Source organism: Collinsella sp. AF23-4AC, assembly GCF_003462685.1.
GTDB lineage: Bacteria > Actinomycetota > Coriobacteriia > Coriobacteriales > Coriobacteriaceae > Collinsella.
This window is the reverse complement of the sequence record NZ_QRVE01000004.1, coordinates 56,168-71,082: the sequence shown is the minus strand read 5'-3', so window position 1 is coordinate 71,082 and position 14,915 is coordinate 56,168. Positions and strand designations below refer to the sequence as shown.

Below are 14,915 nucleotides of genomic sequence, written 5' to 3'. Positions count from 1 at the left end.
ACGGTCGTAGGTAAATGATACCGTATTTAGCACACAATACTAATAACGAGGACTGAAACCGTCTTCATTGGCAAGTGGGGCTCGGGCCTGGGCGCCTACGAGGCGAAAACGCGTTCCCATGCGCTCGTAGGAGGCATGAAGCGCCTCGAGATGAGATAGGATGTTTGCCGGAGCCCCCTGTATCTCCATCTCGACTGAGCCGTCTTCCATGTTACGCACCCAGCCGGTGAGTGCGCGTGCCTGCGCGAGGTTGGTGTTGGTAAAGCGAAAGCCAACGCCTTGGACTTGCCCCTCCCAGCGCAGGAAATAGCGCAGGGGAGTATCTTGAGTGGCCTCGTCGCTTGCGAGCACAGTAAGCCTGCGGCGCAGCTCGAGCTCAACGCCAGAGGGCTTTTGGGGTTCGCGGCTGCCGCCGGCGACGCCCGAGAAAAGCTTGTCGAAAAAACCCATCGCTATGCCTGCTTGCCTGCGTCGGCCGGGAAGGTAATGCCGGCCTGCTGGCGCACGGCATCCATGATGCGCAGTGAAACGAGCGTGACATCGCGGTAGTGGCCAAGCTCGTGGCGTCCCGCCGGGGTCTCCCAAATCTCTTCCTTAACGTTGTCGATGCCGCTGATGGCGGTGATAAAGTCGGCGAGCTCGTACTCCATGGTGTTATTCGATTTGGGCAGGTCGAGCACAATGCCGCTGTCATCCTGCTCGCGTGGGGCCTCGGTCGCCGATCCGCGCACGACGTCACCGCGATAGTCGATGCGTACGTTGTGGGGCGTGGACAGATGGTCGATCTGGATGGTGCCTCGCTCGCCTTCGATTTGCGAGGGCAGCAGGTCATTCGTGATCTTGGAATGCGCGAGTTCAACCGAGATGCGACCGCCGCCGTAACTGGCAAGGATGGAGCCGCAGCCGTCAATGGGCCCGTGCGTGAGCTTTTGCGTGGCAGGGTCGAGCAGCGTGGTCATGCTGGTGATGCCGGAGGGCATGCCGAAAATCTCGACCATGGGCTCGACGGTGTAGACGCCAATGTCCATGAGGGAACCCGATGCCATATTGCAGTCGAAGATATTGGTGGCGCGTCCCGCGAGAATCTCGTTGTAGCGCGAGGAATATTTGCCAAAGCGCAATGAGGCGCGGCGGATGGGGGCGATCTCGCCCAGGGCGTCCTCGATGGCGTGGAAAGCGGGGTCGTGGAGGGGACGCATGGCCTCGAGGGCCACGACACCTGCTGCCTCGGCAGCGCGGAAGACTTCCAGCGTCTGCGCTTCGGTGGCGCAGAAGGGCTTCTCGACGATGACATGCTTGCCACCGGCGATGCAGGCAAGGGCCTGCTCGTAGTGGAGCGCATTGGGGCTGCCGATGTAGACGGCGTCGACGTCGTCGGCGGACGCAAGCTCGTCAAGTGCGGTGAAGTTACGCTCGCCGCCGTGTTCGGCGGTAAAGGCGGCGCCGCGCTCGGCATCGCGCGAGAGCGTGCCCACAAACGCGGCTTGGTCGTTGGCGTTGACGACCTGGATAAAGTCGTCGGTAATCATGGATGTGCCGATGGTCGCTATACGCAGCATGTATCCCCCTCGTGCCGTTCGGTTTACAGGATGAGTGTAGCGCGAGGGGGCAGGAAATAGCGTGCGAAAACGCCGTTACAGGTCGCTCTCGTTAAAGCCGGTGTCGATATCGAGGTTACTGCCGTCGGCCGCCGTGGTGGCGAGCTCATCGCAGCGCTCGTTGAGCTCGTGACCGGCGTGACCCTTAACCCAGATGAACTCAACCTTGTGCTTGCTTTTGGCAGTGAGTAGGCGCTCCCACAGGTCGCGGTTCTTGACGGGCTGCTTGTTGGCGGTTTTCCACGCGCGCTTTTTCCAGCCGTCGATCCAGTGTTTGTTGAAGGCGTTGACGACGTACTGCGAATCGGAATGGACCTCGACCTCGCAGGGGCGGTTGAGTGCCTCGAGCGCCACGATAACGGCCATGAGCTCCATGCGGTTGTTGGTGGTCTTGGCGTAACCGCGCGAAAGCTCGGAGGTGAAGGTCTTGCCGGCGGGGTTGGTGTATTTGAGCACGGCGCCGTAGCCGCCGCGTCCCGGATTTGATCGGGCCGAGCCGTCGGTATAGATGATGACCTTCACATGGTTCCTTTCATTGGGTACGTTTCGTGTGAGTGACCATTGTAGCGCCATGCCCGCCGGGGGCTAGCAATCTACGATTTCTACCCCGTCTTCCGACAGTTAGTTGGCATGGATGATGCGGTTGAGTTCGTCGAGGTATTGCTGCAAGAGGGGAGAGGGCTTGCGCTCGTCGTGCATGATATAGCCTACGCGCATCGTTGGGGCGTCTGCTAACGGGATCGATGCCATACCCCATTGCATTTCATTGGAGAGGACTCCGGTCGACAGGGTGTAACCGTTCGACGTGATAAGTAAGTTAGTAAGTGTTCCGCGGTCCGAGATTCGTATGTTGCGGTCGCAAGGGATATAGCTAAACGGTTCCTCGGCGTAATAGAAGGAATTTGAGGTTCCCTGCTCAAAGCTGTAGCGCGTATATGGTGTGAGGTCGGCAAGGGACAGCTGAGGGCGGCGTGCGAGCGGGTGGCGCTCGCTCACGAAGACGTGGACCGTCGCGTCGAATAGGGGATGGAAGCTTGCACGGGCATCGGCGAAGGCCTTTTGCAGAACGCGGGCGTTAAAGTCATCCAGATACAGAATGCCGATATCGCTGCGAAACGCACGGACGTCATCGATGATCTGCGATGTGGTGGTCTCGCGCATGATGAACTCGAACTTGCTGTCGCGGCAGCGCTCGACCACGTTGACAAAGGCCTCGACCGAAAAGGCGTAGTGCTGGGCGGAAATGGCGAGGCGGGCTTGCGGGGTACCGCCGTCCTCGTAGCGCGCCTCGAGCATGTCGGCCTGCTCTACGACCTGGCGCGCATAGCCCAAAAGCTCGGTGCCGTCGTTGGTGAGCGTGACGCCGCGGCTGGAGCGCGTAAAGATCTCCAGATGGAGCTCCTGTTCCAGGCTTTTGACGGCATTGGAGATATTGGACTGTGCCGTATAGAGGCGCTGAGCTGCGGCGTTGATTGAACCGGACTCTGCCACGGCGATCAAAAAACGAAGCTGCTGAAGGGTCATCGACGCCATCCTCTCGATCGATATCTATAAAACAGATAACAGGTTAGCGCTTTTAAGTGATTGACCAAGAGAAACAATGCTCGTACTATTCAAAACACACAAAGGCGGTAGGTAATTAAGCCAATCACGGAACCGGGATGCGAAAGGAGGCCCGCATATGAATTGCTTACCAAGACGAATGCCGGGCTCCTGTTTGCGCCCGTCGGCGTGATCAGGAGACAGCGACTTACTTCTCTCTTTTTATCTACTTTTGTTCGATCAAGGAGATCATCATGAGCCAGTTCATCAACAACCCCGAGCACACCTTTGGTTTCGATACCCTGCAGCTGCACGTTGGCCAGGAGAGCGCCGATCCCGCATCCGACTCCCGCGCCGTGCCTATCTACCAGACCACGAGCTATGTGTTCCGCAACTCCCAGCACGCCGCCGACCGCTTTGGTCTTGCCGACGCCGGCAACATCTACGGCCGTCTGACCAACTCCACCCAGGGCGTCTTCGAGGACCGTATCGCCGCACTCGAGGGTGGCGTGGCGGGTCTTGCCGTCGCCTCCGGTGCTGCTGCCATCACCTATACCCTGCAGGCTCTTGCCCAGGCCGGTGACCACGTGGTAGCTCAGAAGACCATCTACGGTGGCTCCTACAACCTGCTGGAGCACACGCTCTCCCAGTTTGGTGTCGAGACCACGTTTGTCGATGCCCACAACCTGGAAGAGGTCGAGGGTGCCATCAAGGACAACACTACGGTCATCTATCTCGAGACGCTCGGCAACCCCAACTCCGACATCCCCAACATCGACGCCATCTCCGAGGTCGCCAAGAAGCACGGCCTGCCGGTCGTCGTCGATAACACCTTCGGCACCCCGTATCTGTTCCGTCCGCTGGAGCATGGCGCCAACATCGTCGTCCACTCCGCGACCAAGTTCATCGGCGGTCACGGCACCTCGCTGGGCGGTGTGATCGTCGACGGCGGTAACTTCGATTGGAAGGCGAGCGGAAAGTACGCCCAGATCGCTGAGCCCAACCCCTCCTACCACGGTGTTTCGTTTGCCGAGGCCGCCGGTCCCGCCGCCTTCGCAACCTATGTCCGCGCAATCCTGCTGCGTGACGAGGGCGCCTGCATCAGCCCGTTCAACGCCTGGGTCCTGCTCCAGGGCACCGAGACTCTGTCGCTGCGCGTTGACCGTCATGTCGAGAACACCAAGAAGGTCGTTGAGTTCCTGGCTGGTGACAGCCACGTCGCCAAGGTGAACCACCCGAGCCTGCCTGAGCACCCCGATCACGAGCTCTATCAGAAGTACTTCCCACGTGGCGGTGCCTCGATCTTTACCTTTGAGATTAAGGGTGGCCAGGAGGCAGCTTGGAAGTTCATCGATCATCTGCAGGTGTTCTCGCTGCTCGCCAACGTGGCCGACGTCAAGTCGCTCGTCGTGCACCCGGCTACCACCACGCACTCCCAGCTCTCTGCCGAGGAGCTCGCCGAGCAGAACATCACGCCCTCCACGATCCGTCTTTCCATCGGTACCGAGAACGCCGAGGATATCATTTGGGATCTGAAGCAGGCCTTCGCCGCGCTGGACGAGTAAGGCGACTTGTGCAAGGACCCCTTGCGACTCGATAGGTATAACTGCATAAAATGCCTGCTCAAGGCGCCTGCGCGAACAATGGTTGCACGGGCGCTTTTTTGCATAGAGAGGGTGCTAAAACAGGGCTTTTGGCACGCTTTATGCATTCGAGTTGTGGAAAACTCCTGTTAAGAGGATGTGAGTTTTACGCAATTGACGTGCGCCTTTTGAGTAAAACCGCAGGTCGCGATTTGCTCGGGGTACTATGCAGCGCGATCGAATCACACGCAGCTCAAACGCAGCAAAAACACACTACGGAGGTTTCCAGCTACATGAGGATCGATTCGCGAAAACCGAAAGCCGCCGCCCTTTCCGCCGCTCTGACTGTGGCACTTTTGGCGGGCGCCGGCGCAACTGATGCCCACGCGGCAACACTATCCGATATGGTCGGATCTGCGCCGTCCGAGGCGACGCTGGTGCAGCCCGTCGACTACCGCGGCGACGGTTATGGCTCTATGCAGGAGTGGAACGCCTCGATGGGGGCCAAGCGCGATTCCCTGGAGATGCGCGCTCAGATCATTATGAATATCTATGGCGACTATGCCACCGATGACGAGCGCGCTGTGCTGCAGGGCTGCATCGACGGTGCGGGTAGCCTGTTGACGATGGGGGAGGTCGACGCCAAGTCGACCGAGCTCGATGAGCTGCGCACTGCGCTTGAGGATGCCAAGCGCGAAGCGCTCGAGGCTGCCGCCGCCGAGGCGGAGGCTGCCGCCGCCCAGGCTTCGTACTACAACGCCGGTTACACTCCATCCTACGCGTCTGCCGCGTCCTACGCGAACGGATCGGGCCTGACGCGCTCTGCGGGTGTCAATAACTACAACGGTCGCCGCGAGACTTATTACAGCAGCAATGTGCTTTATCACTATCGCACGGGCGAATGGACTCAGGATTCTGAGGGCTTCTGGCGCGATTCCGACGGCTATTACGTTGTTGCCGCGGGCGATATGGCCCAGGGCTCGACCTTTACGGGCTCCAAGGGTGATTGCAAGGTCTATGACTCCGGCTGCGCTGCCGGAACCACCGACTACTACACCGGTTGGTAATTTTTCTGCATCACGGATATCTGGCGGACGGGCGTCTTTACCGAGCTTTAGGGCAACGTAAGGACGTCCGTTCTATGTATGCGTTTGAGTTAACAGAGCCCTTACCGTGGCGGTACGCTGGGCGTATGGATGCGGGGCACACTGGTTCTTGAGAAATAAAGTCTTTCTCTTGGAGGAAGTGGTCTTGTGAATGCTCGAGATATCGCCGTTGCCGCCGTCGCGTTGACGCTTGGCTGCCTTGGTCCCACGGCCGCGCTCGTCGCGGGCATGCAGGGGACATGCGGGGCTGCTCCTATCGTGGTCGGCGCGCTGATCGCGGCCACGCTGCTGGGAAGCGCGGGCGTGGTTCTTTGCCGCGATGACGAGGACGAGGTGCCGGAGTCGCAACGCTAGCTGTTGTGAGATTGGCCGCCGGTCATAGACGAAGATGAAGGCCGCCGCAGGGGAAAGGTCCCCTTGCGGCGGTTTTGCTGTTAAGACTGTTGAATGCGGCGCGTTGGCGCTACCAGCTTTTCTCGATATCGCGGATGCGCCGATAGAGCCACTCGTTTTGCGGTGCCTGGATATGGTGTTTGGCTGCGAGGCGGCAGATGGTGCCCGCGAACTCATCAACCTCGGTTTTGCGCCTTGCGATGCGGTCCTGCGCCATCGAGGGCATACCGGCGGGGTCGATTCCCTCGATGAGGTGCACCATTTGCGTCAGGTCTGCCTCGGTCAGCTCAACGCCCTCGGCGTTGGCAACCGCAAGCGTCTCGCGCATTGCGGAGACAAAACAGCGGCGCTGCTCGGAGCCCGGCTCCGTGGCGCTTCCGTAGGTCCCGCCGTAGGCCATGCAGGTCTGGTTGATGCCGTCGTTGAGCATGAGTTTGGCCCACATGCGGTGGGCGATGTCGTCCTCGACGGTATGGGCGATGCCACAGCGCGTATAGAGCTCGTCGATGGCGGTAACGGTTGCGGGCTTGGTGCCCGCTGCCGCGCCAAAGCGAATCTCGCCCGCATTGGTAAAGGTGAGCGCGCCGTTGAGGAACACGGCGTCCATGCCCTGGCAGATACCAAGAACGGTATGCTCCCAGCCAAAGCGTTCGGCAATCTTTTGCTCGCTCGTAATGCCGTTGCACAGCGAGGCGATGAGTGTGTTGGGTCCCACGACACGCTCCATAGTCTTGAGTGCTTGGTCGAGACCGGTGGTCTTGACCGTCAGGATGACCAGATCGGCGGGCGCTGCCTCGCTGGCGCGGACGGACGTGAGATCGCAAGGCTTTCCGTTGACGGTGAGCGCATCGCCCGCGTGACGCTCTAAACGGGCGTCATCCATAACGTATTCGACGGCGTCATTGCCGAGGGCCTTGGCAATCATGCTGCCGTAGAGCAGGCCGACGCCGCCCTTGCCGATAAAAGCGACCTTGTTGATCTGCATGTGAATCATCTCCCCATATAAAAGGCGCCCGCGTAAGGGGCGCCTGATGGATTGTATGCTGCCAGGGTGATTGGTGGGTGCGCGGGGCGGCTGTTATGAAAAAGAAACTATTGCGCTGTGCGCTTATGCCGCGGGGCAGACCGCAAAGACGCGGGCGGGGTATCCGACGCCATCGCGGACCTTGGGGAAGGTGCAGAAGATGACGGCACCCGTAGCTGGAAGCTCGTCCAGATGGTCCATGACTTCGATCTGATAGCGGTCGACCGAGAGGATGTACTGCTCGCCGGGGTAGGGGTAGGCGTCCTCGCGCGTGGTGATGGTCGCCGGATCGGTATCTGCGGGCTCGTGGCCGATGGCGCCGATATTGCGTTCCTCTACAAGCCACTTGATAGTATCGAGGTCCCAGCCGGGGTAGTGGGGCTGGCCGTCCTTGTCCTTGTTTTCGAGGTCGGCGAGCTTGGACCAGTCGGAGCGGAAGGCGACGAAGGCGTCCTCGGGAATGCGACCGTGCTCGTCCTCCCAGGCTTTGAGGTCCTTGATGGTCAGGATAAAGTCGGGATTTGCGGCGCACTCCTCGTGCTTGTCGATCACGCAGAGCGGATGCATAAACTCGATGGGTTCAATCTCTCCAAGGGAACGACCCTCAACATGGAAATGCCGCGGTGCGTCGACATGCGTGCCGTACTGCGAAGCGACCGAATACTGGAAGCAACGCATGGGCGCGAGCATGTCCCCGGGCGTGTCGGGCAGGTAGTCGAAGAGCTTGGTGGACTCAAATGGCTTAAAGCCAAACCAGTGCGGGGTGTCGCACGAGAGCGTGTGGGTGAGGTCGACCCAGCGATAATCGGTGCTTTTGAGCTGGGATGCGAGGTTCCAAAGGTCGAGCGCGGGCATGGGCGACTCCTTTCATCGGGCTTTTTGCTGATGTTAAAGCGGTGCCGTGACGGCCTGATTTCTGCTGCGTTACGATACGTTCTCAATTGCGATTCCGATGTGTTTCGATGACGTGACGGGTTTGTTTCGCCTTGTCAGGGCTTCGATGGGAGGGGAGGGGCCGTGCAATATCGCGTTGACCCCAAAAGCGGCAACCGTATCTCGGCGTTGGGGCTGGGCTGCATGAGGTTTCCCGGTGCGCCGGGACGCCCGGATGCGAAGACAGCCGACGCCATCATCTCCCGTGCGGTGGAGCAGGGGATTAATTATCTGGACACCGCGTATCTCTATCCCGGTAACGAGGCGTGCGTGGGCGCCTCGCTTGAGCGCTTGGGGCTGCGTGACCGGGTGTTGCTGGCGACTAAGTTGCCGCATGCTTCGTGCAAGTGCGCGGAGGATTTCGACCGGTTCTTCGACGAGCAACTGCGCCGCCTGCAGACCGACCATATCGACTATTACCTTATGCACAACATCACCTCGCCTACGCAGTGGGAGCGCGTGGTGGCGCTGGGCATCGAGGACTGGATTGCCCGCCAAAAGGCTGCAGGGTGTATTCGTCAGATAGGCTTTTCGTACCACGGCAGCGCGGCGGACTTCCTTACGATGCTCGATGCGTATGATTGGGACTTTTGCCAGATCCAGTACAACTACGCTGGAGAGCGATATCAGGCGGGAACGGCAGGACTCATGGCGGCTGCGGAGCGCGGACTCGCGGTGTTTGTGATGGAGCCGCTGCTAGGCGGGCGTCTGGCGGGCAAGCTGCCGCCGCGGGCCCGTGCTGTGCTCGATGGTGCTCGTGACCCGCATTTGCGCACCCCTGCCGCCTGGGGGCTTTCGTGGGTGTGGAACCATCCTCAGGTAACGATGCTGCTATCGGGTATGACCGATACCGCGCAGGTGGATGAGAACGCGGCGTTGGCCGATCGGGCCCTGCCGGATTCGATGACAGCTACTCAGCTCGATGCCATCGCACGCGTGCTGACGGAGTTTGAAAAATCGAATCGCGTGCCCTGCACGGGATGCGGCTATTGCATGCCGTGTCCTAAAGGCATCAATATCCCTGGATGTTTTGCCGCCTACAACGCGAGCTATGCGCACAGCTGGTTTACGGGGCTGTCGCAATACTTTACGGCGAGCGCGGTGCGGACGAACGAGCCCAAGCTGGTGAGCAATTGTGTCAAGTGCGGCAAATGCGCACGCCACTGCCCGCAGCACATCGATATTCCCGAGCGTCTCGACGATGTGCGCCGACGTTTCCAGCCTGGCCCCGTGACGGCGGTGCTTAAGGTCTTCGGCAAAACGCGCTCCTCATGACCCTTTTATAACTTGCGGTGGAATAGTTCCTGTTTGCGGCAGAATAGGGGCCAAACAGGAACTATTTCACCGCAACTGAAGGGGGCTGTCGTGGGCCATCGGGATTCATGTGATGATTCGCGTGAGGTTCGTTGGGGCATTTTGGGCGCTGGGCGCATTTCTCATCGATTTGCATCGTCGCTCAAGAAGGTCGACGGGGCACGGCTGGTGGCTGCGGCCGGTCGCACTCCTGCACATGTCGAGGAATTTTGCCGAGCGTTTTCGATCGATGCTGCGCATGGCCATGCCTCGGCCGACGATAGCGGCGATGCGGCTTATGACGCGCTGATTGCCGACCCCGATGTCGACGCAATCTACTTGGCTCTTCCGCATGGCATGCATACGCGTTGGGCCTGTCGCGCGCTGTGCGCCGGAAAGGCCGTGCTGTGCGAAAAGCCGGCCGTTTTGAGTGAGGAAGAGGCTCTCTCGATCGCCTCCACCTCTCGCGAGCGCGGCGTGCTGTTTATGGAGGCGATGAAGAATCGGTTTTGCCCGATGCGCACTCGCGTGAAAGACTTGCTTGCGTCGGGTGAGCTTGGCCGTATTGTCTCGATTGAAAGCGTGCAAAAGCTCGATTACGGCGAGTCTCCTTCGGGCTATCTGCTTGATCCGCTGCAGGGCGGCTGTCTATATGACATGGGCTGTTATGCGGTCGGTTGGTTTGAGGATTTGCTCGCGGGCGCGTGCGAGGTTTCGTCCCGTGAAGTTCGCTGGCGTGACGTATCAGGCGGCCGTGTCGATTGGGCCGACGAGATCCATATGAGCGTCGGCGGTATACCCATTCATATGGTGTGCGACGGCAAAGCAGCATATGAAAGCCGCTTAACGATTGCCTGTGAGCGGGGCTCGTTGGAAATCGAGCGTCTCCATCGCCCCGAGCTCGCCCATGTGAAGTACTCCGACGGTCGAGTACTCGAAATCGATGCACCATTTGAGGTCGATGATTTTTACGGTGAGGCATCGCATGCGACACAGCTCATTCAGGCGGGGAAACTCGAAAGCCCCATCATGTCCCTAGCCGCTACACAGCGCTGTGCGCACATCATCGATGCGATTCGCTTGAAACTTTAGGGCGTGGGGCTCGGCGGACCGTGCCCCTGATGCCCCTTTTATAACTTGCGGTGGAATACGGTCTGTTTGCGCCAAAATAAGGCACCAATAGACCGTATTTCACCGCAACTGATGAAGAGGGAGTTGGAGATGCTGACGATCGGGTGTCATCTTTCGACGACGAAGGGCTATCGGGCAATGGGGGAGACGGCGCTGTCCATTGGCGCCAATACCTTTGCGTTCTTTACGCGCAACCCGCGCGGTGGCAAGGCAAAAGAACTTGACATGGATGACGTGGCGGCTCTGCGCGAGCTTATGGCGCAAAACGACTTTGGACCGCTGGTGGCGCATGCCCCGTATACCTATAACCCCTGCTCCGCTAAGGAGCGGGCGCGCGAGTTTGCCTTGGAGGCAATGGCCGAGGACTTGCAGCGTCTGGAAGCACTGCCCGGCAACTACTACAACTTCCATCCCGGTGCGCATGTGGGGCAGGGCTCCGACGTCGGCATTCAGATGATTGTCGACACGCTGTGCCAGGTGATGTTTGAGGGGCAGCAGACGACGGTATTACTCGAGACCATGGCAGGAAAGGGCACCGAGGTGGGCCGTAGCTTTGAAGAACTGGCGTGCATTATCGAGGGCGTTGCCGCCAAGCGCCCAGAGCTGTCCGATAAGCTGGGCGTTTGTTTGGACACCTGCCATGTGAGCGATGCCGGCTACGACATCATCCATGATCTGGACGACGTACTCGACGAGTTCGACCGCGTGGTGGGTATCGATCGCTTGCATGCCGTACACATCAACGATTCGAAGAACCCTTGTGGCGCCCATAAAGATCGTCACGAGTGCATCGGCAAGGGATACCTTGGCAGCGAGGAATTTGGTGGCGGTATGCAGGTTATGCAGAATATTGTATCGAATGGCCGTTTGCGTTCGCTGCCGTTTATTTTGGAGACTCCGAACGAACTTGCAGGTTATGCAGCTGAAATTAGACTATTAAGGTCATTGCAGCAGTAATGACTGTCATAAAGTAGAGTATTCCATTCACGTTATGGGTTTGTTTCAATCAGTTTTCTCGTTGCAGATTCGTAATTCCAGGTGCATAATAGCCAACAGTTTTTGCAGACCTCTGAATCAAACGAGGTCACCGGAAGGAGACTGATTATGAAGCTCAAGAAGCTTGGCGCATTTGCCGCCACGGGTGCCATGGCGCTCGCCCTCGCACTGACGGGCTGCGGCTCGTCCAACGCCACCTCTGGTTCTGATGCCGGTTCCAGCAGCTCTGACGACGCTAAGGTCGAGAAGGTCGACGGCTCCAAGGAGTACGCGCTCGTCAAGGACGGTACGCTGACCGTCGGCACCTCTGCCGAGTACGCTCCGTTTGAGTATAAGGACGACAACGGCGACTATCAGGGCTTTGACCTTGAGCTCATCAAGGCTATCGGCGACAAGCTGGGCCTGGATGTCGAGTATGTCAACAATGACTTTGACACGCTGGTTCCGGGCGTCGCTTCGGGCGCCAAGTATGACGTCTCCATCGCGGCTATCACCGACACGCCCGAGCGTGAGAAGGAAGTCACTTTCTCTGATTCCTACTACATGGACGATCAGGCTATCGTGACCAAGGTCGATAACACCGACATCACGGCCGACAACTACAGCGAGAAGCTCAACAACGCCGACGCTACCATCATCGTCCAGTCTGGCTCGACCGCCGAGGCCTTTGCCCAGGAGAACTTCCCGAAGGCCAAGATCGTCCCCTACAAGGACGCCACCGAGTGCTTCAGCGCTCTGCAGTCCGATAAGGGCGACGCCGTAGTTACCAACCGCTCCGTTGCCAGCCAGCTGACCGCCGAGCAGTTCAACACCTGCCAGACCATCAAGCAGATCAGCACCGGCGAGGAGTACGCCATCGCCATCAACCAGGGCAACACCAAGCTCAAGGACGACATCAACCAGGCCATCAAGGACCTGACCGACGACGGTACCGTCGACGCCCTCATGGCTAAGTACAATATCAAGTAAAATAACTACTTGATTGCGCGCGGGCCCTTTCCGTTTTGCGGAGAGGGCCTTTGCGCTTCTCTTGGCGGAGAGCATTTCCGTCTCGTTTTGCCGGCAACTTCTACGATAGGAGCCACCTTGTCTCGACTGAACAAAGGGGCCGCGGAGCAGCGTTTTCCACTGTCCGCCTTGCTCCAAAAGCTAGCCTGCGTCATGGCCGTGGCGCTCGCGCTGGTGTGCGCGGGGGCATATGCGCCCACGACCGCCCAGGCGCTTGAGACCGCAAAGATTACCGCCCGACCCAACACCGGTTCGGGCAGCGATGTGGTCGGCGGCACCGAGACGCGCATTACCTGGGAAGTTCAGGCCGATGTCGACGAGGAGCTGAGCGGTCTTTCTTTGACGTTTGTCGACGGCACGACGTTTGGTACCGATGACACGCGATTGACGATGCTCTCGGGCGAGGACCTCATGGATCGTACGCCCATGAAGCCCACGTGCAAGGCTGACGGCCAGACGCTCAAGATCGACTTTGGCGAGACGGCGCCTGCCGGCGGCTTTTTCCGTGTCGAGGTTTACGGCGTGACCTTCCCCGTCGAGGGCGGCGATGAGGCCTTTAGCGGCACCTATACGCTTGCCGACGGGTCGACCAAGAAGATCTCCAAGATTCCGTCGGTGGAGATCAAGGGCGTGACGGCCTTCGATAACTTCCTGGCTGACCTTAAAGAGCAGCCGTGGGTCGAGGCGTGGAACTCCAATATGTTCCTGCGCCTGTTCCTGAACCCGGTCATTTTGGTCCAGAGCCTGCCGATTGTCTTCAAGGGCTTCCTTATGTCGCTCTCAATCGTGCTCGTGGCATTTCCGTTGGCCATTCCCTTTGGCTTTGCGCTGTCGCTCATGCGCATTTCCAAGTCGCGCATCCTTCGCTGCCTTGCCGGCATCTATGTGAATATCATCCGCGGCACGCCGGCGTTCTTGCAGATCTACATTGCGTTCTTTGGCTTGCCGCTGGCCGGTGTCAAAGTGGACGACTATGTGCTGGGTGTTATCGTCATGGCCATGAACTCGTCTGCGTACCTGTGCGAGATCTTCCGTGCCGGTATTCAGTCGATCCCCAAGGGCCAAAACGAGGCTGCTCGCTCGCTGGGCATGAATGCCTTCCAGACGCTGCTCTATGTCATGATTCCGCAGACGTTCCGCAATGTTTTGCCTACGCTGACCAGCGAGTTTATCTTGCTTTACAAGGATACGTCGCTGCTTGCCGCCGTGGGTGTGGTCGAGATCGTCATGAACGCCCGCACCATCGTGGCCACGACGGGCTCCATCACGCCGTATGTGGTTGCCGCTCTGTTCTATCTGGTCATTACCCTGCCGCTTGCGCGCTTGGTGAGCGGTCTTGAGGCGAGACTTCTGGGGACGGCCGAAACCAAAAAGAAGCGTCCCACCAAGAGCGCCGGACAGGTTGTCGCGACGCCCGCCGATCATATCGCCGGTCTGTAAGGAGGTCCTGTCATGAGTGAAACGAATTCCAACGAGGTCGTTGTCAGCATCAAGAACCTCCAAAAGGCTTTTGGCGATAACGTGGTTCTGCGTGATATCGATCTGGACGTGCACAAGGGTGAGGTCGTTGTGGTCCTGGGCCCCTCGGGCTCGGGCAAGTCGACGATGCTTCGCTGCATCAATCGCCTGGAGCATCCCACGAGCGGCTCGATTGTCGTTGAGGGCGTGGATGTGTGTGCCAAGGGCGTCGACCTCAATAATGTACGTACGCACTTGGGCATGGTGTTTCAGCAGTTCAACCTGTTCCCGCACCTGTCAGTCAAAAAGAACGTCATGCTTGCGCAGCAAAAGGTGCTCAAGCGCAGTAAGGAAGAGGCCGAGAAGATCGCCATCGAGGAGCTGACCAAGGTCGGCCTGGCCGAGCGCATCGATTTTATGCCGAGTCAGCTTTCGGGCGGCCAGCAGCAGCGCGTCGCCATCGCCCGCGCCCTGTCGATGAACCCGCACGTGATGCTCTTTGACGAGGCCACGTCGGCGCTCGACCCCGAGCTCGTCCGCGATGTATTGGGCGTCATGCGCGACCTGGCACGTGACGGTATGACCATGATCGTGGTAACGCACGAGATGGGCTTTGCCCGCGATGTCGCCGACCGCGTCGTCTTTATGGACGGCGGCGTCATTGTAGAAGAGGGTACGCCGAGTGAGGTCTTCGACCACCCCAAGAGCGAGCGCACCAAGGCGTTCTTGGGCAATATCTCGTAGCCGGTTGATGTAACTGCCGTTACAAAAGAGCGGGGCTGGACTTGAATCCAGCCCCGCTCTTTTGTAGGGATGGGGATGCGCTTTGATGCAGGCTCTTTTGGAAGCC

15 protein-coding genes are annotated in these 14,915 nt (G+C 59.2%); 9 read left to right on the top strand and 6 right to left on the bottom strand.

Going from position 1 to position 14,915, the window contains the following annotated elements:
- Positions 1-39: 39 nt before the first annotated feature.
- The 4 genes from DWY05_RS03960 to DWY05_RS03945 form a co-directional block, all read right to left on the bottom strand.
- A complete protein-coding gene (locus DWY05_RS03960; protein ID WP_117820729.1) occupies positions 40-450 on the bottom strand; it encodes an acylphosphatase in 411 nt (136 codons plus the stop codon).
- Positions 451-452: 2 nt separating this feature from the next.
- Positions 453-1,559 carry a Gfo/Idh/MocA family protein gene (locus DWY05_RS03955; RefSeq protein WP_117820728.1) on the bottom strand — a complete coding sequence of 369 codons (1,107 nt, stop codon included), beginning with the start codon at positions 1,557-1,559 and terminating at the stop codon, positions 453-455.
- A gap of 75 nt (positions 1,560-1,634) precedes the next feature.
- On the bottom strand, positions 1,635-2,171 hold the full coding sequence (rnhA, locus tag DWY05_RS03950; RefSeq protein ID WP_117820727.1) for a ribonuclease HI: 537 nt from the start codon (positions 2,169-2,171) through the stop codon (positions 1,635-1,637).
- A 48-nt stretch (positions 2,172-2,219) separates the two neighbouring features.
- Positions 2,220-3,122: a LysR family transcriptional regulator gene (locus DWY05_RS03945; protein WP_117757381.1), complete on the bottom strand. Its 903-nt coding sequence runs from the start codon at positions 3,120-3,122 to the stop codon at positions 2,220-2,222.
- Between the two features lie 272 nt (positions 3,123-3,394).
- On the opposite strand from DWY05_RS03945, the gene DWY05_RS03940 reads away from it, so the two are divergent.
- The 3 genes from DWY05_RS03940 (at position 3,395) to DWY05_RS03930 (ending at position 6,183) form a co-directional block, all read left to right on the top strand.
- Positions 3,395-4,705, top strand: a complete 1,311-nt coding sequence (locus DWY05_RS03940) for an O-acetylhomoserine aminocarboxypropyltransferase/cysteine synthase family protein (protein ID WP_117820726.1) — start codon at positions 3,395-3,397, stop codon at positions 4,703-4,705.
- Positions 4,706-5,016: 311 nt separating this feature from the next.
- Positions 5,017-5,790, top strand: coding sequence for a hypothetical protein (locus DWY05_RS03935; protein WP_117820725.1), 774 nt, complete (start codon positions 5,017-5,019; stop codon positions 5,788-5,790).
- Positions 5,791-5,976: 186 nt separating this feature from the next.
- The gene (locus tag DWY05_RS03930; RefSeq protein ID WP_117820724.1) at positions 5,977-6,183 is read left to right on the top strand and encodes a hypothetical protein; all 207 of its coding nucleotides are present in this window, start codon (positions 5,977-5,979) and stop codon (positions 6,181-6,183) included.
- Positions 6,184-6,292: 109 nt separating this feature from the next.
- Here the strand turns inward: DWY05_RS03930 and DWY05_RS03925 are convergent, their stop codons facing one another.
- Entirely contained in the window at positions 6,293-7,207 is a 915-nt protein-coding gene (locus DWY05_RS03925) for a ketopantoate reductase family protein (protein WP_233503990.1), read from the bottom strand.
- A gap of 123 nt (positions 7,208-7,330) precedes the next feature.
- Positions 7,331-8,101, bottom strand: coding sequence for a cyclase family protein (locus DWY05_RS03920; RefSeq protein ID WP_117820722.1), 771 nt, complete (start codon positions 8,099-8,101; stop codon positions 7,331-7,333).
- Positions 8,102-8,263: 162 nt separating this feature from the next.
- Here DWY05_RS03920 and DWY05_RS03915 point away from each other — a divergent pair, with 162 nt between their 5' ends.
- The 6 genes from DWY05_RS03915 to DWY05_RS03890 all read left to right on the top strand — a co-directional run bounded on the left by DWY05_RS03915 (position 8,264) and on the right by DWY05_RS03890 (position 14,809).
- Positions 8,264-9,454: an aldo/keto reductase gene (locus DWY05_RS03915; protein WP_117820721.1), complete on the top strand. Its 1,191-nt coding sequence runs from the start codon at positions 8,264-8,266 to the stop codon at positions 9,452-9,454.
- Between the two features lie 90 nt (positions 9,455-9,544).
- Positions 9,545-10,564, top strand: a complete 1,020-nt coding sequence (locus DWY05_RS03910) for a Gfo/Idh/MocA family protein (protein ID WP_117820720.1) — start codon at positions 9,545-9,547, stop codon at positions 10,562-10,564.
- Positions 10,565-10,693: 129 nt separating this feature from the next.
- Positions 10,694-11,560, top strand: a complete 867-nt coding sequence (locus DWY05_RS03905; protein WP_117798015.1) for a deoxyribonuclease IV — start codon at positions 10,694-10,696, stop codon at positions 11,558-11,560.
- A 147-nt stretch (positions 11,561-11,707) separates the two neighbouring features.
- On the top strand, positions 11,708-12,568 hold the full coding sequence (locus DWY05_RS03900; RefSeq protein WP_099431468.1) for an ABC transporter substrate-binding protein: 861 nt from the start codon (positions 11,708-11,710) through the stop codon (positions 12,566-12,568).
- A 117-nt stretch (positions 12,569-12,685) separates the two neighbouring features.
- Positions 12,686-14,047, top strand: coding sequence for an ABC transporter permease subunit (locus DWY05_RS03895; protein WP_233503989.1), 1,362 nt, complete (start codon positions 12,686-12,688; stop codon positions 14,045-14,047).
- A 12-nt stretch (positions 14,048-14,059) separates the two neighbouring features.
- Positions 14,060-14,809, top strand: a complete 750-nt coding sequence (locus tag DWY05_RS03890; RefSeq protein WP_117820719.1) for an amino acid ABC transporter ATP-binding protein — start codon at positions 14,060-14,062, stop codon at positions 14,807-14,809.
- The last annotated feature ends 106 nt before the right edge of the window (positions 14,810-14,915 follow it).